Genomic DNA, 18,415 nt, shown 5'->3' on the forward strand with positions numbered 1-18,415 from the left:
CGACCGCGACGCTGGTGCTCGCCGTCGGACTGGTGGTCGCGCCGCCCGCGTCGGCGTGCGGCTGCGGGGGGTTCGTCGCGCAGGACGCGGTGGACGTCCAGCGCGAGCGCGCCGTCGTCTCGCTCGCCGACGGGACCGAGCGCGTGCTGATCGGGCTCGACGCCGTGAGCGAGGCTCCCGACGCCGCGCTCCTCGTGCCCACGCCCGAGCCGGCGACGCTCGCGTTGGGCTCGACGGACGTGTTCGACGCGCTCGAGGAGCTCTCGGCGCCCGTGGTCACGCAGGAGTCGCGCTGGTTCCCGCCGATCCTCGCCGGTTCGGCGGGTGCGGGTGCCGGACCGGACGGTGCCTCGCCGGTCGAGGTGTTCGAGGAGGTCACGCTCGGGCCGCTGCAGGCCGCGAGCATCCGCTCCGACGACCCCGGAGGCGCTCACCGACTGGCTGGCGGAGAACGGGTACCAGCTCTCGACCGCGCTCGCCGCGCCGGTCCAGGAGTACGTCGAGGAGGGCTGGGCGTTCGTCGCGGTCCGCCTCGCCCCGGAGCAGGACGCGCTCGACGGCGAGCTCCCGCCCCTGGAGCTCACGTTCCCCTCGGACGAGCTCGTCTACCCGATGCGGATGTCGGCGGCCGCGGCGCAGCCGCAGCGGGCGCGCACGTACGTCGTCGCCGACACGCGGATGGACCGGACGGACGAGGCGGCGCTGTGGTCCGAGGTCGTCTTCGCGGGGCCGCTCGACGCGGCGCGCTACCCGGCGCTCGCGGCCTGGGCCGAGCCGTTCGGCGACCAGGCGTACGTCACGACCGAGGAGCAGTACTTCGGCGATCCCGCGACCGAGATCGTCGAGGACTTCACGTACGCCCCGCCCGACGGCGCGGGGGACCACCGCGAGCACGTCGTGGTCGTGGTGGACCGGATGATCGGACCGTTCTACGCCGGACCGGTGCTCGTCGTGGTCGGACTGCTCGTCCTGGCGGGCGGCATCGTCGCACTCGTGGTGGCCACCGCCCGCCGGGGTGCGCGCCGTCGGGCGTGAGCCGACCGCCCGGAGGCGAGGCTCGCCGTCGGGCGTGACGCGCCGGCGTCAGTCCAGGTGCGCGACGAGGCGCTCGGCGTACCCCGTGTACGAGGCGGGCGTCAGCGCGAGGAGGCGCTGCTCGACGTCGGACGGCAGGCCGAGGTCGGCGATGAAGGCGCGCATCCCGGCGCCGTCGACGCGACGTCCGCGCGTGAGCTCCTTGAGGCGCTCGTAGGGGTCGGCCATGCCAGTCGCGCCGGCGATCCCGGCGGCGCGCATCGCGGACTGGACGGCCTCGCCGAGCACCTCCCAGTTGGCGTCGAGGTCGCGCGCCATCGCGGCGGCGTCGACGTCCAGGCCCGCGAGGCCGCGCGTGACGTTGGCGATCGCGAGGAGCGAGTGGCCGAAGGCGACGCCGATCGTGCGCTGGCTGGAGGAGTCGGTGAGGTCGCGCTGCAGGCGCGAGGTGACGAGCGTCGCGGACAGGTTGTCCAGCAGCGCGTTGCTCACCTCGAGGTTCGCCTCGGCGTTCTCGAACCGGATCGGGTTGACCTTGTGCGGCATGGTCGAGGACCCGGTGGAGCCCTGGGCGGACAGCCGCTGCGCGAAGTAGCCGAGCGAGATGTAGGTCCACACGTCCGTGGCCAGGTTGTGCAGGACGCGGTTGAACCGCGCGACGTCGGCGTACAGCTCGGCCTGCCAGTCGTGGCTCTCGATCTGCGTGGTGAGCGGGTTCCACGTCAGTCCGAGCCCCTCGACGAACGTGCGCCCGACCTCCTGCCAGTCCGTGTCGGGCACCGAGATCGCGTGCGCGCCGTAGGTGCCCGTCGCGCCGTTGATCTTGCCGAGCGTCTCGTCGCTCTCGATCCGGGCGAGCTGGCGGCGCAGCCGGTGCGCGAGGACCGCGAGCTCCTTGCCGAGCGTGACCGGCGTCGCCGGCTGGCCGTGCGTGCGGGCGAGCATCGGGGTGGCGGCCTCGGCGCGCGCGAGGTCGGCGACGGCGTCGGCGAGCGCCGTGGCCGCCGGGAGCCACACCTCGTGCACCGCGGAGCGGATCGTGAGGGCGTAGGAGAGGTTGTTGACGTCCTCGCTCGTGCAGAAGATGTGCACGAGCTCGCTCGCCGCGGGTAGCGAGGTGCCGTCGCCGAGGGCGTCGGCGGCGCGGCCCAGGCGGCGCTTGAGGAAGTACTCCACCGCCTTGACGTCGTGCCGGGTCTCGGCCTCGATCGCGGCGAGCTCGGCGATCTGGGCGGGACCGAACGTGGCGACGACGTCGCGCAGGTACGTGACCTCGGCGTCGCTCAGCGTGGGCGCTCCCGGGATCGCGCCGGCGGCGCACAGGTGGATCACCCACTCGACCTCGACGTGCAGCCGCGCCCGGTTGAGCGCGGCCTCGGAGAGGTGGTCCACCAGCGGCGAGACGTCGCCGCGGTAGCGCCCGTCCAGCGGGCCGAGGGCGATGGCGGAGTCGTCGGCGAGGGTCACCCAGGGTCGGGTCGCGTCGGGCATGGCGGCATTCTCCCGCATGCGCCCGACGGCGCGGCGTCGCGTCCGCGGGACGGGCGGCGGTCGGGTCGTGCGTGCGTGGCGAGCGCCCGACGGCGTGTGTCGCGTCCGTGGTGCGGCTGGTGGTGGGGTGGTGGGTGCGACGGCGCCGGACGGCGTGTGTCGCGTCCGCGGTGCGGCTGGTGGTGGGACGGTGGGTGCGACGGCGGCCGACGGCGTCGTGCACACGGGGCGCGGGCTGTCCCCAGCCCGGCCGGGCGAGGGGGCGCTCGGCGTCGTGCACACGGGGCGCGAGAATCCGCGGTCCGCCGACCTAGCGTCGCGCCATGCCCTCGCTCCTGTTCCCCGCCGACCCGGTCGCTGTCGCGCTCGCCGCCGCCGAGATCGCCGTGACGTTCGCGCGCGCCGCGCTCGCCTGCGCCGAGCCGCGAGCCTGGTCCGACGGTGGCGCCACGAGCTTCCTCGTGGCGCGCGCCGAGGACCTTGCGGCGCTCGACGCCCTCCTCACCCAGGTCGAGTCGGCGCAGTCCGCGGCTGCGGCGCACCACCGCGCGACCGCAGCGTTCGCGCTCGCGCTGGGCTCGCCGTCGGGCACGGCGGCGCTCGGCCCGACGGGCGGCCTCGGCTCCAGCGGGCAGCACCCGCTGCTCGGGCCGCCGTCACCGCCCGCGTGGGCGGCACGGCCCGACCTGTTCCCGGGCCTCGCACCGACGGGAGGGCGGGGATGACCACGGGGCTGTGGGTGAGCACCGACACCGAGGAGATCGAGGGCATCGCGGCCGGGTTCGACGAGGCGCGTCGGCAGCTCGATCTGGCGTTGCTGCGGCTGCGGGCGGCGGCCGCGGCGCTGCGCGATGGGGGCGCCTACCCGCCGCTGGTGACCGGGGCGATCGCGGCGGCCGCGATCGAGGCGGCACGCGCGTCGTGCGAGGACGCGGTCGGCCGGGTCGCCGGGCGCGCGGACGCGCTGCGCCAGGCCACCCGCGGGTACGACGAGGCGGAGTCGAACGTGCTGGGCCGCCTGCTCGCCACGCCGCTCCCCGGGTCGGTGGTGGGTCCGTTCGGCGCGTCTCCGTTCGTGCTGGGTGGCGCGGCGGCAGGCGCGATCACCGGGACGTCGGTGCTGCCGGGCTGGCTCGCCGCTGCCTTCTCCGACAGCAGCAGGATGGGTGCGCTCGGCGGCACGCTCTCACGGGTGTTCGCCACGCCGGGCGCCGCCCAGGCGGAGGACGCCGTGCGAGCCGTGCGCTCGGCGGCGCCCGGGCTTGCGGCCGCCGGACCGCTGGCCGGGGTTCTCGACGGCGCGCTCGGGCTCTTCTCGGTGCTCGACGCGCGGCCGAACGATCCCGTCGCAACGGCGGAGCGAGAGGTCCCGGTCGGCCCGGGCGAGCGCTCCACCGCGCCGGCGGCCGCGGGCGGTGTCGCCGACCTGGCCGACCGGATCGGCATCGCCTACGACGCCTCGGGACCGTCCGACGCGGCGGTCGAGGTGCAGCGCATCGACCACGCCGACGGCAGCGTGAGCTGGACCGTGGCCGTCCCCGGTCTGCAGGGCGGGGTGCACGGCGCGGGACCCGACGGCGTGCCGATGTCGTGGGACTCGACGGTGCCCGCCTTCGTCGGCACGTCCACCGCCGTCGACGCGCTGGTCATCTCGGCCATGGCCTCGGCGGGCATCAGGCCGGGCCAGCCGGTCGTGCTGGCGGGGCACTCGCTCGGCGGCATCGTCGCGACGAACCTCGCGCTCGACCCCGCCGTCCGCGAGCGGTTCTCGGTCGCCGCCGTCGTCACGTACGGCGCGCCGGTCACGCACCTGCGGGCACCCGACGTCCCCACCATGACGATCCAGCACGTCGAGGACGGTGTCCCGGCGCTGAGCGGGCAGGTCGGCGCCCGGCCGGGCGGCCCAGCGCCGGGGGAGGTGATCGTGGTGCGCGAGCTCGGGTCCGACGGCGAGCGCGCGGGTCTGCTCTCGGAGCACCGGATCGAGGACTACGCCGAGACGGCGCGGTTCGCGACGGAGTCCGACCAGCCCGCGACCCTGGCCTGGGAGCGCGACACCGCGGGCCTGTGGGCGCAGGAGGGCGATGTCGTCACCGCGACGACCTATCGCGGTTCACGGGCCGAGCTCGGGGCGCCGCAGAACTCGTGGCTCTCCCCGATCTGGTGGCCGTGGTGGCTGTGACCGGCTCCCGAGGTGCGCAGGTGCGGGTGCTGGGGGGCCGGTGTGGGTGCGGTGGCTGGAGTGGTTGGCGTGGCCGGTGTGGCTCGCGTGGTTGGTAAGGCTCGCGTGGTTGGTACGGCTCGTGTCAGCGGTTGTCGCGGCGCGGTCGCGGCAGCACCGCGGTGAGGATCATCGTGGCGATCGAGATGACGATGCCGCCGAGCACGGCCGAGGGCCAGAACCCGTCGACGGTGATGCCCCACGAGAAGCTCTGCGTCAGCCACGAGCAGAGCATGAGCATGAGGGCGTTGACCACGATCCCGAACAGGCCGAGCGTGAGGATGTAGAGGAGGAACGTCAGGACCTGCAGGATCGGCTTGACGATCATCTGCACGATCGCGAGCACGGCTCCGACCACGACGTACACGAGAACCTGCTGCCACCACTCCTCGACCTGCGTCACCGCGATGCCGCGGACCAGGAGGTCGGCGACCCAGACGGCGACCGCGGTGACGCCGACGCGCCAGAGGAACTCCTTCATGCCAGCCATCCTCGCACCCGGCCCCTCCGGGCGGCGAGAGACCCGCCCGAGGCGTGCTCGCCGTCGGGCATCCTTGCTCCATGGCTGCCAAGAAGGTCCGACTGCGCGACCAGGTGATCTCGCTGCCCGCCTACGTCCCCGGCGCGCGCCCGCGCGGGACGATGAACGAGAAGCTGTCGTCGAACGAGAACCCGTACCCGCCGCTGTCGCGGGTGGTGGCTGCCGTGTCCGATGCCGCCGCGGACCTCAACCGCTATCCGGACATGCTCGCGGGCGAGCTCGTCGAGGCGATCGCCGCGATGTTCGGGCTCGACGTCGACCAGGTCGTCGTCGGCAACGGGTCGGTGGCCGTCCTGGAGTCGATCCTCGCCGCGCTCTGCGAGCGCGGGGACGAGGTCGTGTACCCGTGGCGGTCGTTCGAGGCGTACCCGATCGCGGTCGCGGTGGCGGGCGCCACCGGTGTGCCCGTGCCGTTGCTGCCCGACGGGCGGCACGACGTCGACGCGATGATCGCCGCCATCACGCCGCGCACGAAGGCCGTGCTGCTGTGCTCGCCGAACAACCCGACCGGACCCGCTCTCACCGATGCCGAGGTGCGCCGGATCCTCGCCGCGCTGCCCCCGGACGTCATGGTGCTGCTCGACGAGGCCTACATCGAGTTCGTCCGGACGCAGGACGAGGACGAGCCCGTCGCCGACGGCGTCGCGATCCTTCGCGAGGACCCTCGCCTCGTGCTGCTGCGCACCTTCTCCAAGGCCTACGGGCTGGCGGGTCTGCGGGTGGGGTTCGCGCTCGGGCGCTCGCGGCTCGTGTCGGGGTTCCGCGCGACCTCGACCCCGTTCGGCGTGAACGCGCTGGCCCAGGTCGCGGCGCTGGAGTCGCTCCGGGCGCACGACCAGCTCATGGAGCGAGTGGACGCGATCGTCGACGAGCGCGAGCGCGTCGTGGCCGGTCTGCGTGCCCAGGGCTGGGACATCCCCGAGGCGCAGGGCAACTTCGTGTGGTTCCCGGTGGGCGACGAGGCGGGGGTGCTCGCGCGGGCGTTCGCGGAGTCTGGGGTGCTGGTGCGGCCGTTCGCGGGCGACGGCGTCCGCGTCAGCATCGGCGAGCGCGAGGCGAACGACATCGTGCTCGCGGTGGCCGCCGAGTTCCGGGGCTCCGCGATCTGACCCGTTCCGTGGGCGGTGCGGCCCGGCTTGCTGGGCGGGCCGGCTCGGTTGGACGTGCCGGTCTGCGGTCGCGCTGTGTCGCCGAGGGCTGGGTTGCGGTCGCGCACGCAGTGCCGCTCTCATGACCGGAACCCAGCGATCTGTCCCGGTTCCAGGCGTGAATCCAGCGATTTGTCGCGGTCTGGCGCCCGATGCCGGCACAGATCGCTGGCACCAGCTCACCACCGAGCCGGACCCAGCGATTCGTCCCGGTTCCGGGCGTGAATCCAGCGATTTGTCGCGGTCTGGCGCCCGATGCCGACACAGATCGCTGGCACCAGCTCACCACCGAGCCGGACCCAGCGATTCGTCCCGGTTCCGGGCGTGAACCCAGCGATTTGTCGCGGTCTGGCGCCCGATGCCGACACAGATCGCTGGCACCAGCCCACCACCGAGCCGGACCCAGCGATTCGTCCCTGTTGCGGGCGTGAACCCAGCGATTTGTCGCGGTCTGGCGCCCGATGCCGACACAGATCGCTGGCACCAGCCCACCACCGACCCGAACCCGGCGTTCGGTGGCGGCGCGTGGCCGCAAGTCGGCGTTCGGAGTGAGAGCGTGCCCCGACGGCCTTCGCGGCCCGAGCGCGGCCCACAAGATCGGGCCGACACGCCGGGTGTGCCGTTGACCATAGGTCCTGGCCGTGGTTACGGTGCCGTAGGCTACGATGACGTAGGTTACGGGAGCGTAGGTTCGGCGCCGCACCCTCCCACCCGCCCCACGGCGGTAGGCGCGAGAGGAGACCAGTCCGTTGGAGACCGACGTCGAGCAGGTCGACGCAAGCACCGTCGACCCTGCGCTCCCCGCCGACACCACCCCGGTCGGCAGCACGAGCCCCAGCCCCATCGGCACCACCCCCGCCGAAGGCGCGACCACCACCTCGAGCGGCACCACCCCCGCCGGCCGCGGGACGACCGCGACACCGACCACCACCGCCGTCCCGTGGCCCGATCCCTGCGAGGTCGCCGGCACCATCCGGTTCGTCGCACCCGAGGGGAGCCGGGTGCCGGAGGCGATGCTCGCCGTCGTCGATCCCGCCGTCCGCGCCGAGGCCGACCGCCTCACGGGCGAGGACCTGCGGGCGATGTACCGGGACATGGTGCTGGTGCGCGAGTTCGACCGTGAGGCCACGAGCCTGCAGCGGCAGGGTGAGCTCGGGCTGTGGCCCGAGTGCCGGGGCCAGGAGGCCGCCCAGATCGGGTCCGGCAGCGCACTGCGCCCCCGCGACCACGTGTTCCCGTCCTACCGCGAGCACGGCGTCGCGCACGTGCGCGGCGTCGACCTGCGCGAGCTGCTCCCGATCTTCCGCGGCATCGCGCAGGGCGGCTGGGACCCCGTTGCGCACGGTTTCCACCTGTACACGCTCGTCATCGGCTCGCACACGCTGCACGCCACGGGCTACGCGATGGGCATCCAGCGCGACGGCGACGTCGGCACCGGCGACCCCGAGCGCGACCGCGCCGTCGTCGCCTACTTCGGCGACGGTGCCACCGCCCAGGGCGACGTCAACGAGGCGTTCGTCTTCGCCTCGACGGTCTCGGCACCCGTCGTCTTCTTCTGCCAGAACAACCAGTGGGCGATCTCCGCGCCCACCACTGTGCAGACCACCGTCCCGCTCGTGGACCGTGGCGCCGGTTTCGGCATCCGTGCGTTCCGCGTCGACGGGAACGACGTCGTGGCCGTGCGCGCCGTCACCGAGGTCGCACTCGAGCACGCCCGCTCGGGTGCCGGGCCCGTCCTCGTCGAGGCGGTCACCTACCGGATGGGCGCGCACACCACGTCCGACGACCCCACCCGCTACCGCGAGCGTGCCGAGGAGGAGGCGTGGCGTCGTCGTGACCCGATCGACCGTCTGCGCACCCTGCTGCTCGCCGAGGGACTCGCCACCCAGGAGTTCCTGGACGGCGTGGACGGCGAGGCGCGTGAGCTCGCGGCCGCCGTCCGCACCTACTGCCGGGCGCTCACCAAGCCGCCCGCGACCGTGATGTTCGACCACGCGTACGCCGCCGCCCACCCCCTAGTGGCCGAGGAGCGCGCGTGGTACGAGGAGTACGCGGCGTCCTTCGACGGTCCGGTGGCGAGCTCCTCGCCGTCGGCGCACTGAGCACCCGAGAGCGAGGCAACGATGACGACCACCCTGCCCACGCCGTCGGGCACGACGGCGCGCACCACCCAGCGCCTGCCGCTCGCCAAGGCGATCAACGCCGGCCTGCGGCGCGCCCTGGCGACCAACGACCGCGTCCTGCTGATGGGGGAGGACATCGGTCGGCTCGGGGGTGTGTTCCGCGTCACCGACGGCCTGCAGGCCGAGTTCGGTCCGCTGCGCGTGGTGGACTCCCCGCTCGCGGAGTCCGGCATCGTCGGTACCGCGATCGGCCTGGCGATGGCCGGGTACCGGCCCGTGCTGGAGATCCAGTTCGACGGCTTCGTGTTCCCCGCGTTCGACCAGATCACGACCCAGCTGTCCAAGATGAACGCGCGGACCCTCGGCCGCCTGCCGATGCCCGTGGTCATCCGCATCCCCTACGGCGGCCACATCGGCGCCGTCGAGCACCACAGCGAGTCGCCGGAGGCGCTGTTCGCGCACACCGCGGGCCTGCGCATCGTCAGCCCCGCCACGGCGGCGGACGGCTACACGATGATCCAGCAGGCGATCGCCTCGCCCGACCCCGTGATCTTCCTCGAGCCCAAGGCCCGCTACTGGGACAAGGCCGAGGTCGACCTCTCCGACGACGCCGCCCCCGACCTCGGTCCCGACGGCTGGGCCGACCTGCACCGCGCCCGCACCGTGCGCGCCGGTGAGGACGTCACGATCGTCGCGTACGGCCCGACGGTGCCGGTCGCCGTCGCCGCCGCGCAGGTCGCGGAGCAGGAGGGGCGCAGCGTCGAGGTGATCGACCTGCGCTCTGTCTCGCCGATAGACGTCGACGCGATCGTCGAGTCGGTCGAGCGCACGGGCCGGCTCGTCGTCGTGCACGAGGCGCCGACGTTCTTCGGTCCCAGCGCCGAGATCGCCGCGCGCGTCACCGAGCGGTGCTTCCACCACCTCGAGGCGCCCGTGCTGCGCGTCGGGGCGTTCCACGCGCCGTTCCCGCCCACCGCCGTCGAGTCGGAGTACCTGCCCTCGCTGGACCGGCTGCTCGATGCCGTCGACCGCACGTTCACGTTCTGACACGTCCGACCGCCTGACCTGCACCGAGGAAGAGACCCGTGCCCCAGCTCCAGCGTTTCGCCCTGCCCGACGTCGGTGAGGGCCTCACCGAGGCCGACATCGTCACGTGGCGCGTCGCCGTCGGCGACACCGTCGCGGTCAACGACGTGATCGTCGAGATCGAGACCGCCAAGTCGCTCGTCGAGCTGCCGTGTCCCTGGGACGGCGTCGTGCGCGAGCTCCTCGTCGCCGAGGGCCAGACCGTCGACGTCGGCACGCCGATCCTCGTCGTCGAGACCGAGGACGCGCCCGGCGCGGCGGGCGGGGACGCCGGCGCGGGTGCGGCGGGTGCGTCCGGCGGTACGTCCGACGGAGCGTCCGACGGCGAGCAGGAGACCTCCGGCGGCGTCCTCGTCGGGTACGGCACGGCCCACGCGCCCACGGCGCGGCGTCCGCGTCGGCACGAGGGCGCAGGTTCCGCCGCGTCGCCGGCCTCCGGGGCTGCAGCGTCCGTCGCCGCGCCCCGGCCCGCGCCCGTCACTGCCCGGCCCGCTGTCCCGGTCGCTGCCGCGCAAGCCCCCGCGCCCGCTGCCCCGGCCGCACCGCCGCCCGCCGCACCCCCCGCGCCCGCCGCACCTGCGCCGTCGGCCGGGTTCGCCTCGGCCGGCCACGGCCCCTCCGCCCTGGTGTCTACCCCGACGTCGTCCGGGCTGCACGTGCTGGCCAAGCCGCCCGTGCGCAAGCTCGCGAAGGACCTCGGCATCGACCTGGAGACGGTGACGCCGTCCGGGCCGGGCGGCATCGTGACGCGCGACGACGTGATCTCCCGTGCGCGCCAGGGCGAGGCGCGCACCCTGGCGACCTACCCTGGCGACGACTCGCCGTGGCTCGCCGACGGCGTCGTGTCCGCGGACGGTCGCCAGACCCGGGTGCCCGTGAAGTCGGTGCGTCGGCGCACGGCCGAGGCGATGGTGGCGTCGGCGTTCACCGCGCCGCACGTGACCGTCTTCCACACGGCCGACGTCACGCACACGATGAAGCTGGTCGCCCGGCTGCGCGAGGACCGCGAGTTCGCCGACGTCCGGGTGACGCCGCTGCTCATCGCTGCGAAGGCGCTCATCCTCGCGATCCGTCGGCACCCGGAGATCTCGGCCTCGTGGGACGAGGAGCGCCAGGAGATCGTCTACAAGCACTACATCAACCTCGGCATCGCGGCGGCGACGCCCCGCGGGCTCGTGGTGCCCAACGTGAAGAACGCGCACGCGCTCACGCTGCGCGAGCTCGCGGACGCCCTCGCCGTGCTCACCCGCACGGCGCGCGAGGGTCGCACGCAGCCGGGCGAGATGTCCGACGGCACGGTGACGATCACCAACGTCGGCGTGTTCGGCATCGACACCGGGACGCCGATCCTCAACCCCGGGGAGTCCGCGATCCTCGCGTTCGGCGCGATCACGCAGCAGCCGTGGGTGCACCACGGCAAGGTCAAGCCGCGCTGGGTCACCCAGCTCGCGCTGTCCTTCGACCACCGCCTCGTCGACGGCGAGCTCGGCGCGCGGGTGCTCTCCGACGTCGCCCGGGTGCTCGAGGACCCCAGCCGCGGCCTCGTCTGGGGCTGACGCGCCGTCAGCGGTCCGCGGTCCGCGGTCCGGAACGTAGCTGCGGACCGGTGGTGCGCATCTGCGGACGTCTGCTCGCTCGGCGTTGGGCCGAAGGCCAGCATGTGGCGCTGACCTGCACGGACGCGGAGCCGCTGGGGCCGAGGGTCTCGTCTGACCCCCCAGTCGTCCGCGGTTGCGCACCGGGTGTCCGCGGCTGTGCACCGGCTGTCCGCGGCTGCGCACTGAGGGCCCCGCGACGCCACCCGTCCACAAGCGGGCCAAACACGGTCAAACGATGTCATGATGACACTCATGACTGATCTACGTCGTGAACTCCGTAGACGCGGTGGCGCGGCACAGGTGGGGGATCTGTCGGTGTCGCGGCGGGAGCTCGATCGCGCGTTGGCTACCGGGGAGATCGTGCGGATCGGGCGAGGTGCGTACGCACTGCCGGACGTCGACCACGACGTCCGGACGGCTGTCGCTGCAGGCGGGGTTCTCGGGTGCGTGTCGGCGCTGCGCCGTTGGCAGGTCGACGTGCCGGGCGGCGAGTCCGTCGTCCACGTCTCCGTACCGCGTGGCCGCGGGACCCGCGCGGGAGCCGTGCGCGCGGCGAAGCTCCGGCGGCACTACGAGGACGCGGCTCGGCACCCCGTGCTCCCCGTCACCACCTTCGTCGCTGCGGCGGCTCGGGCCGCCCTCTGCCTGCCGTACGACTCCGCGGTCGCGACTCTCGACCGTGCGCTGCACCAGCGGCCCGACACCGTGCGCGACGAGGTGCTCGCGATGGTGCGGCGGACGAGTCCGAGCAGGGCGAGAGCTTTCGCCGTCGACGTCGACCCCAGCAGCAGGTCGGCCGTCGAGACGCAGGTCCGTCTCGACCTGCGCCGGGTGGGGCTGGCTGTCGCCCCCAACGTGTCGGTGCCGGGAGTCGGCGAGGTCGATCTGCTGGTCGACGGTGTGCTTGACGTCGAGATCGACGGGTACGAGTTCCATCACCCTCGACCGCAGTTCGCCGCTGATCGGCGCCGCGATCGAGCGGCACTGCGGCTGGGAGTCCCGACGGTTCGGTTCGCGTACGAGGACGCGGGACCTGGGGTCGCCGACGAGATGCTCAGCGTGCTGCGCGCGATGGCGGGCAAGCCGGCGCCGGCCGACCCGCGAACGCCCGCCGAGGTGCTCGAAAGGATTGCGGACGTCCGAACGCGGTGCTCCGTGCCCGAGATGCGCGCTGAAGGGTGGCGGCACCTGACGGGGGCCGACCTGCAGACGGCGAAGCGCCGGGTCGAGGCCCTGAGGTCTCTGGTGCGGTAGACCGGCGCGACTCGTGGCCGGCTCGATCGAGGCCGAGCGCGCAACTACGGACCAGATGTACGCAACCGCGGACGACTGGCGGCTCGACAGCAGAGCGACTGCCGGTGAGCGCCGCTGACCTGCGACGATGCGAGTGGCTGCGGCGCTGCCCGGAGCCCCACGGCTGGGTCGTCCGCAGGTGCGACGCAGCATCCGCAGTTGCGCGCTGAGGGCGGGCGAAGGGACGCGCGCCCGCTCGGCAGGCGCCCGCGGCGCAGCCCTGCGACTACCAGCCCTGCGACTACCAGCCCTGCCCGCCGCCGGACCCGCCGCCGGACTCCTGCTGCTCGCGGTCGCGATCCTCCTGCGCCCCGCGGTTGCGCTCCTCGAGCTCGCGCTGCTGGTCGCTCACCGAGGGGGACTCCGAGGGGTTCTGCCCGCCGTCGGACGGGTCGCCCGAGGGGTTCTCGGACGGCGAGGCCGAGGCGTCCGCGGACGGGCCCTGCGACGGCGACGCGGAGGGGTCGGCGGACGGGTCCTGGGAGGGGTTCTGCGACGGGTCCTCGCCACCCTCGCCCTGCTGCTGGTCCTGCTGGTCCTGCTGGTCCTGCTGCTCGTTCTGCTTCTGCTCCTGGCGGTCCTGCGCCTGGTCCGCGCTCTCCTGCTGCTCGTCCGAGCCACCACCGCCGCCGGCGCTCCCGCAGCCCTCGATCGTCGCCTGGGCCTGCGCGTAGTAGTCGACCGCGGTGGCGTGGTCGTCGCCCCGGGCGGCCTCGTCGCCGAGCCCCTCGTAGGCCAGGGACAGGTTCGTCGCGACGAGGCACTCCTCGCCGGTCCGGGGCTCGCCGTCGGCGGCGCGCGGGACGCGCTCCATGGCCTCGCCCAGCTCCTGGGTCGCGCGGAAGAAGGCGCCCTGGGAGTACTCCGCGGTGCCGGCGTTGTAGTACGCCTTCCACGTCTCCACGGCGTTGAGGTGCTGGATCGCGGAGAACTGGCGCACCGCCGTCGGGTAGGCCTGGGTCGCGTAGGACCGGCCGCCGAACGCGGTCACGACCGTGATCGTCAGCAGGTACAGCGCCGCGAGGCCCACCACGGCGACCACCGGGGAGGACCACACGAGCAGCCGGCGACGGCGAGCCTTGGCCTCGGCGACGGCGCGCGCCTCCTGAGCCTGCTCGATGGTCTCGAACATGCCCGGCTGCGAGCCGGACGGCGTCAGCGTGGACGTCATCGCGCGACCTCCCGTCGCGTCGGGAACGTGCGGGCGAGGGAGAAGACCTCCCACGCGAGGAGCCCGAGCGCGATCGCGGCGCCGGGCCAGACGATCGGCCGGTGGACGACCTGCTCGCGCCGGCCGTCGCCGGCGATGTCCGCCACGTCGACCGTGGACGTGAACGGCTCGACCGTGTCGGGCGTGATGCGGTGGACGTACTCCACGCCGAGCTGCTCGGCGATGGTCCGCAGCGTCACCTCGTCGATCCGGGAGATCGCGTCGGTGCCGGTCTCCGGATCCTGGATGTAGGGCGCGTCGGCGGCGGCGGTGACGCCGTCGTTCACGCGCATCCGGCCGCCCTCGGGCGTGCCGTAGCCGAGCACGGCGCCGCCGTCGACCAGGGGTGCGAGCCCGGCGTAGGACTCCAGCTGCGCGTTCACCGAGGAGTTCTCGCCGTTGGTGTTCTCCCCGTCGGACAGGAAGTAGACCACCCGCACGTTCGCGGGCCGGCGCTCGGCCGCGCCCGTGAGCGCCTCGGTGAGAGCCGCGAGCGGCCGGTCGGCCTGCGACCCGGTCGAGAACGAGGTGAGCTCGGTGCGCACGGTCTCGGCCCACGACTTCACCGCCCGGGCGTCCGTGGTGAGGGGGAGCTGCTGGGTCGCCTGGGAGTCCCACGCGATGACCGAGTAGCGCGCACCGGGGAACGCGTCGACGATCGCGTTCATGTCGGCGCGCACGCCGTCGAGCCGAGGCTGCGCGCCGTTCCAGTCCTCCGCAGCCATCGAGCCGGTGCGGTCGACGACGAAGAAGATCTCGGCGTTGCTCTGCACCGTGGTGGCCGCCGTCTCGGTGACCGACGGGCCGATGGCGATGAGCGCGATGGCGGCCGCGATGCCTGTGCGCCGCGCCCAGGCGCTGCGCCGGGAGCGCTGGCGCACGAGCTGCCAGACGCAGAACACGAGGAGCGGCACGAGGAGCAGGACGACCGCCCACAGCGGCCACACCGGGTGGAGGCTCATGTCCGCAACCTCCAGACGGCGACGACGAGCAGCGCGAACGCGAGCCCGAGCACGGTCAGCGCGGCCGCGGGCCGGTCGGTCACCACGGTCTCGGGGCTCGCCTCGAGGTCCACCGCCTGCTGGGACTGGATCCGGTCGACGATCGCGTCCACCGCGGCGGGGTCGGACGCCTCGAAGTAGAGGCCGTCGTGAGCGGCGATGACGTCCTCGAACTCCTTCTGCTCCGCGGCCGAGGTGTCGGTGACCTCGCCGGAGTAGATGCCGATGAGACCGATGTTCCGCGCGGTCACGAAGTCGGCCGCCTCGGCCAGCGTGTAGATCGGGGTGCCGATGAGCTGGTTGTCGGACGCGAGCACGATCGAGCGGGACCGCTCGGTCTCGTTCTCGTCGAACAGCAGCCCGCAGCTGGCCAGCCCGTCGCCGATGAGCGACGTGGAGTTCTCGTCGCCGCCCTCGGTCCCCGCGACGAACGCGAGCAGGCGGTCCAGCGCGGCCGGGTCGTAGGACCCGTTGTCGAGCGAGGAGACGTCGAAATCGAGGGCGTCGCGCGCGGCCGTGAGCTGCTCGGTGACGAGCGTGTAGTCGTCGGTGAGCGGGAAGACCGTACGCGAGGTCTGGTTCCAGATCGAGAGGGCGATGCGCTCGCCGTCGAACCCCTCGACGAGCTCGAGGAAGCGGTCGACGATCTCGGCGTCGTACCCCACCATCGAGCCGGACACGTCCAGGCACAGCACGATGTCGCGGGTGGACAGCTCCGCGCTCTGCGTCTGCCGGTCCACCGGCCGGGCGAGCAGCACGCCGGCCGCCACGCCACCCACCAGCGCGAGCGCCGCGGCCGCGGCGAGGCCACCGCGGAACAGCGCGAGCCGGCTGCGGAACGAGGGCAGCTCGGTGAGGTAGGACGCATTCGCGACCCAGCGCACGTCGTCGGGCGTCCGCGAACCGCGGCGCGTGAGGTACCCGACGGCGAACGCCGCCACGAGCACGACGATCGCCCCGACGATGAACCAGGGGTGCAGCAGCACGCTCTCGGTCACCACGCGCGCACCACCTCCCGCGCCTGGTCGACGGCGGAGGCCGCCTGGGCGTCGGACACCGCGGCGAACGCGGGCTCGGAGTAGTCCCCGAGCAGCACCGACAGCGCCGACCCGTGCTCGATCCGGCCGAACTCGGCCACGGTGAGCGAGGACGTGTCGATGCCGGTGCGGGCGGTGGCGAACTGCCGGATCACGTGGTTGAGGTCGAGGTGCAGGGCGCGCAGGTCGGACTCGCCGGACTCGAACCGCTGCTGCGCCTCGTCCAGGAGCGCGAGGTGCTGGGTGCGGATCGCCGCGTACGGGTCGCCGCGCCGGCTGCGGCCGGGCGCGTGCGGGCGGGTGGACCGCAGCACCCACCAGTACCAGCCCGCGATGAGCGCGAGCAGCACGAGGCCGAGCACCCACACCCACCACGAGTACTGCGTGGGCGGCTGGGCCTCGGCGGGCAGCGCGAGCAGGGCGCCGTCGGCGGTGCCGCCGGCCCAGAGCGTGCCGGCCGACCCGCCGGTCTCAGTGACGCGCACGGCGGCTCCTCGCGAGGAGGTCGGCCAGGCGGTCGACGGCGTCGCTCTCGCTCGCCACGGTCACCGTCGGCACGTTGTAGCGGCGCAGCATCGCGGCGACGTCGCTGCGGCGGCGGGCGACGGCGTCGCGCGCCTCGGCGGCCATGTCACCTCGGGCGCGCAGGAACTCGGGCAGGCCCAGCGGGGTCTCGACGTCCTCGACGGGGTCCGTCCCGAAGTCGGTGGGCAGGGCGTCGGCGACCTGGATCACGAGCAGCTCGTGCCGGGTGCGCAGCCGCTTGATCGTGAGCTCCGCCTCGAGCGGCGGCCGCACCTCGTCCGTCACCACGACGACGAGGCTGCGTCGGGTGAACCACGTGAGCACCCGGTCGAGCACGTGGGTGATGTTCGACGGCGGGGCCTCCAGCGAGAGCATCGTGTCGATGCGGCGCAGCAGCATCTCCATGTGCTCCGTGCCGCCTCGCGCGGGGACCTGCACGATCCGCTCGGCGTCGCCCGCCACGAGAGCGAGCGTGTCCCCGCGCCCGCGCGCGAGGTACCCGATCACGTCGCAGACGAAACGGGCGATGTCGGCCTTCGTGCCGCCGTCGGGCGCGAGCGCGGCCATGGTGCGGCCGGTGTCGACGGCGAGCACCATCGCGAGGTTCGACTGGCGCTCGAACCGGCGGATGACGGGGTGGCCGGAGGACGCGGACGCCTTCCAGTCGATGTCGCCGACGTCGTCACCGGGCAGGTAGAGCGCCATCTCGTCGAAGTCCTGGCCGTGGCCGGAGAAGACGGAGCGGTGCCGGCCGTCGAGCATGCCGGACGCGCGCCGCACCAGCGGGAGCTCCAGGCGCGCACGGACCGCGGCCAGCCGGGAGTGCGCCTGGCTGGCCTGCGGGTCGGGCGCGCTTGACGGCGTGCGCGGTGACGTCATCGATCGCGCCTCACGGGCTGGGGACCGCCGCGAACACCGCGTCGATGAGGGACTCCGGCTGCACGTTGTTGGCGAGCGCGTCGTACGTGCGCACGAGGCGGTGACGCAGGACGGCGTGGCGCAGCGCCTTCACGTCGTCCGGAACGACGTACGCGCGGCCGGCCTGCAGTGCGAGCGCCTGCGCCACCCGCATGAGCGCGATCGAGCCACGCGGGCTCGCCCCGACTCGGACGTGCTGGTTGAACCCGGGCAGCGGGCGGGGTCCGCCGCCGCGCGTGGTGTTGATGAGCGCGACGATGTACTGCCGGATCGCGGTGTCGACGTACACCTTGTCGACGAGGCGCTGCAGGAACAGCGTGTCGTCGAGGCCGATCGGCTGCGCCGTGATCGGGGCGGTGAGGGCGCCGGACGCCATCCGGTCGAGGATGTCGACCTCCTCGTCCGGAGCGGGGTAGGTGAGAACCTCCTTCATGAGGAACCGGTCCATCTGCGCCTCGGGAAGGACGTAGGTGCCCTCCTCCTCGATCGGGTTCTGCGTCGCGAGCACCATGAACGGCTTGGGCAGCGGGTAGACGTCGCCGCCGATGGACGTCTGCTTCTCCTGCATCGCCTCGAGCATCGCCGACTGCGTCTTCGCAGAGGAGCGGTTGATCTCGTCCAGCAGGACGAGGTTGGCGTGCACCGGGCCGAGCTGGGTGGAGAACTCACCGGTTGCGTAGTTGTAGATCTGCGTCCCGATGATGTCGTTCGGCATCAGGTCCGGGGTGCACTGGATGCGGTGGAACGTGCCGCTCACGCCGGCGGCCAGGGTCTGCGCGGACAGCGTCTTCGCCAGGCCTGGCACCGACTCCAGCAGGACGTGCCCGCCGGCCAGGAGCGACGTCACGAGCGCGGTCCGCAGGCCCTGCTGGCCCACGATCCGCTGGTCGAAGACGCGCCCGATCCGGGTGAGCAGCTCGCGCGCTCGCTCGCCGTCGTCGTAGGAGATGGGGCTCGTCTTCGGCGCCAGGTGCGTGGTCAAGGTTTCCCCGCTTCAGCTCGGCAGTCGTGGCGTCTGGGCGGCGGCCTACCGGGGTGGTGGGCCGGGCCGAACCAGGTCGGTCCACGCGGAACCCGGTCATTCTGCCATCCCGGGCGTCGGGTCACGCGTGACAGCGGCGCGACGGGCGTGCGACGGCTGGCCGGACGCGCGCCTCGTGAGGGGCCTCTCGAACGACCGGAGCACGA

16 protein-coding genes and 1 pseudogene are annotated in these 18,415 nt (G+C 73.5%); 9 read left to right on the forward strand and 8 right to left on the reverse strand.

The features are described from left to right. Window positions 1-89: 89 nt before the first annotated feature. Window positions 90-353: pseudogene (locus AC3AQ1_RS09705) on the forward strand (DUF2330 domain-containing protein); the annotation flags it as partial. Continuing rightward, entirely contained in the window at window positions 346-1,035 is a 690-nt protein-coding gene (locus AC3AQ1_RS09710; RefSeq protein ID WP_159096483.1) for a DUF2330 domain-containing protein, read from the forward strand. The pseudogene AC3AQ1_RS09705 and the gene AC3AQ1_RS09710, both read left to right, overlap by 8 nt. A gap of 48 nt (window positions 1,036-1,083) precedes the next feature. Here AC3AQ1_RS09710 and purB read toward each other — a convergent pair whose 3' ends face one another. Further along, window positions 1,084-2,544, reverse strand: coding sequence for an adenylosuccinate lyase (purB, locus tag AC3AQ1_RS09715; protein ID WP_108718813.1), 1,461 nt, complete (start codon window positions 2,542-2,544; stop codon window positions 1,084-1,086). Between the two features lie 305 nt (window positions 2,545-2,849). Between purB and AC3AQ1_RS09720 the strand changes: the two genes are divergently transcribed. Then, window positions 2,850-3,251 carry a hypothetical protein gene (locus AC3AQ1_RS09720; protein ID WP_108718814.1) on the forward strand — a complete coding sequence of 134 codons (402 nt, stop codon included), beginning with the start codon at window positions 2,850-2,852 and terminating at the stop codon, window positions 3,249-3,251. Beyond that, window positions 3,248-4,708: an alpha/beta hydrolase family protein gene (locus tag AC3AQ1_RS09725; RefSeq protein WP_108718815.1), complete on the forward strand. Its 1,461-nt coding sequence runs from the start codon at window positions 3,248-3,250 to the stop codon at window positions 4,706-4,708. Before AC3AQ1_RS09720 ends, AC3AQ1_RS09725 begins: the two co-directional genes overlap by 4 nt. A gap of 124 nt (window positions 4,709-4,832) precedes the next feature. On the opposite strand, the gene AC3AQ1_RS09730 is transcribed toward AC3AQ1_RS09725, so the two are convergent. Then, a complete protein-coding gene (locus AC3AQ1_RS09730) occupies window positions 4,833-5,228 on the reverse strand; it encodes a phage holin family protein (protein ID WP_108718816.1) in 396 nt (131 codons plus the stop codon). An 80-nt stretch (window positions 5,229-5,308) separates the two neighbouring features. On the opposite strand from AC3AQ1_RS09730, the gene hisC reads away from it, so the two are divergent. The 5 genes from hisC (at window position 5,309) to AC3AQ1_RS09755 (ending at window position 12,497) form a co-directional block, all read left to right on the forward strand. Next, the gene (hisC, locus tag AC3AQ1_RS09735) at window positions 5,309-6,397 is read left to right on the forward strand and encodes a histidinol-phosphate transaminase (protein ID WP_108718817.1); all 1,089 of its coding nucleotides are present in this window, start codon (window positions 5,309-5,311) and stop codon (window positions 6,395-6,397) included. 788 nt (window positions 6,398-7,185) lie between these two features. After that, complete coding sequence (locus AC3AQ1_RS09740; protein ID WP_370445272.1) at window positions 7,186-8,538, forward strand: thiamine pyrophosphate-dependent dehydrogenase E1 component subunit alpha; 1,353 nt, start codon at window positions 7,186-7,188, stop codon at window positions 8,536-8,538. Window positions 8,539-8,559: 21 nt separating this feature from the next. Then, a complete protein-coding gene (locus AC3AQ1_RS09745) occupies window positions 8,560-9,606 on the forward strand; it encodes an alpha-ketoacid dehydrogenase subunit beta (protein WP_108718818.1) in 1,047 nt (348 codons plus the stop codon). 38 nt (window positions 9,607-9,644) lie between these two features. Then, a complete protein-coding gene (locus tag AC3AQ1_RS09750; RefSeq protein ID WP_108718819.1) occupies window positions 9,645-11,201 on the forward strand; it encodes a dihydrolipoamide acetyltransferase family protein in 1,557 nt (518 codons plus the stop codon). Between the two features lie 285 nt (window positions 11,202-11,486). Further along, a complete protein-coding gene (locus tag AC3AQ1_RS09755) occupies window positions 11,487-12,497 on the forward strand; it encodes a type IV toxin-antitoxin system AbiEi family antitoxin domain-containing protein (RefSeq protein WP_159096484.1) in 1,011 nt (336 codons plus the stop codon). Window positions 12,498-12,777: 280 nt separating this feature from the next. Here the strand turns inward: AC3AQ1_RS09755 and AC3AQ1_RS09760 are convergent, their stop codons facing one another. Genes AC3AQ1_RS09760 through AC3AQ1_RS09785 form a run of 6 tightly spaced genes read right to left on the reverse strand, consistent with a single transcriptional unit; the run spans window position 12,778 to window position 18,209 of the window. Continuing rightward, the gene (locus AC3AQ1_RS09760; RefSeq protein WP_108718821.1) at window positions 12,778-13,707 is read right to left on the reverse strand and encodes a hypothetical protein; all 930 of its coding nucleotides are present in this window, start codon (window positions 13,705-13,707) and stop codon (window positions 12,778-12,780) included. Then, window positions 13,704-14,708, reverse strand: coding sequence for a vWA domain-containing protein (locus AC3AQ1_RS09765; protein WP_108718822.1), 1,005 nt, complete (start codon window positions 14,706-14,708; stop codon window positions 13,704-13,706). The genes AC3AQ1_RS09760 and AC3AQ1_RS09765 overlap by 4 nt, the downstream gene beginning before the upstream one ends. Beyond that, entirely contained in the window at window positions 14,705-15,748 is a 1,044-nt protein-coding gene (locus tag AC3AQ1_RS09770; RefSeq protein ID WP_108718823.1) for a vWA domain-containing protein, read from the reverse strand. The genes AC3AQ1_RS09765 and AC3AQ1_RS09770 overlap by 4 nt, the downstream gene beginning before the upstream one ends. Next, window positions 15,742-16,269, reverse strand: coding sequence for a hypothetical protein (locus AC3AQ1_RS09775; RefSeq protein ID WP_108718824.1), 528 nt, complete (start codon window positions 16,267-16,269; stop codon window positions 15,742-15,744). The genes AC3AQ1_RS09770 and AC3AQ1_RS09775 overlap by 7 nt, the downstream gene beginning before the upstream one ends. Further along, window positions 16,256-17,188, reverse strand: a complete 933-nt coding sequence (locus AC3AQ1_RS09780) for a DUF58 domain-containing protein (protein ID WP_108718825.1) — start codon at window positions 17,186-17,188, stop codon at window positions 16,256-16,258. The genes AC3AQ1_RS09775 and AC3AQ1_RS09780 overlap by 14 nt, the downstream gene beginning before the upstream one ends. 10 nt (window positions 17,189-17,198) lie before the next feature. Then, window positions 17,199-18,209, reverse strand: coding sequence for an AAA family ATPase (locus tag AC3AQ1_RS09785; RefSeq protein WP_234417451.1), 1,011 nt, complete (start codon window positions 18,207-18,209; stop codon window positions 17,199-17,201). Window positions 18,210-18,415 lie beyond the last annotated feature (206 nt).

The sequence above is a fragment of the Miniimonas sp. S16 genome, from assembly GCF_057748195.1.

Coding starts and splice junctions, on each gene's coding strand:
- AC3AQ1_RS09725 (WP_108718815.1), top strand. CDS start 3,248: ATGACCACGGGGCTGTGGGTGAGCACCGACACCGAGGAGATCGAGGGC.
- AC3AQ1_RS09780 (WP_108718825.1), bottom strand. CDS start 17,188: ATGACGTCACCGCGCACGCCGTCAAGCGCGCCCGACCCGCAGGCCAGC.
- hisC (WP_108718817.1), top strand. CDS start 5,309: ATGGCTGCCAAGAAGGTCCGACTGCGCGACCAGGTGATCTCGCTGCCC.
- AC3AQ1_RS09745 (WP_108718818.1), top strand. CDS start 8,560: ATGACGACCACCCTGCCCACGCCGTCGGGCACGACGGCGCGCACCACC.
- purB (WP_108718813.1), bottom strand. CDS start 2,544: ATGCGGGAGAATGCCGCCATGCCCGACGCGACCCGACCCTGGGTGACC.
- AC3AQ1_RS09765 (WP_108718822.1), bottom strand. CDS start 14,708: ATGAGCCTCCACCCGGTGTGGCCGCTGTGGGCGGTCGTCCTGCTCCTC.
- AC3AQ1_RS09755 (WP_159096484.1), top strand. CDS start 11,487: ATGACACTCATGACTGATCTACGTCGTGAACTCCGTAGACGCGGTGGC.
- AC3AQ1_RS09760 (WP_108718821.1), bottom strand. CDS start 13,707: ATGACGTCCACGCTGACGCCGTCCGGCTCGCAGCCGGGCATGTTCGAG.
- AC3AQ1_RS09730 (WP_108718816.1), bottom strand. CDS start 5,228: ATGAAGGAGTTCCTCTGGCGCGTCGGCGTCACCGCGGTCGCCGTCTGG.
- AC3AQ1_RS09720 (WP_108718814.1), top strand. CDS start 2,850: ATGCCCTCGCTCCTGTTCCCCGCCGACCCGGTCGCTGTCGCGCTCGCC.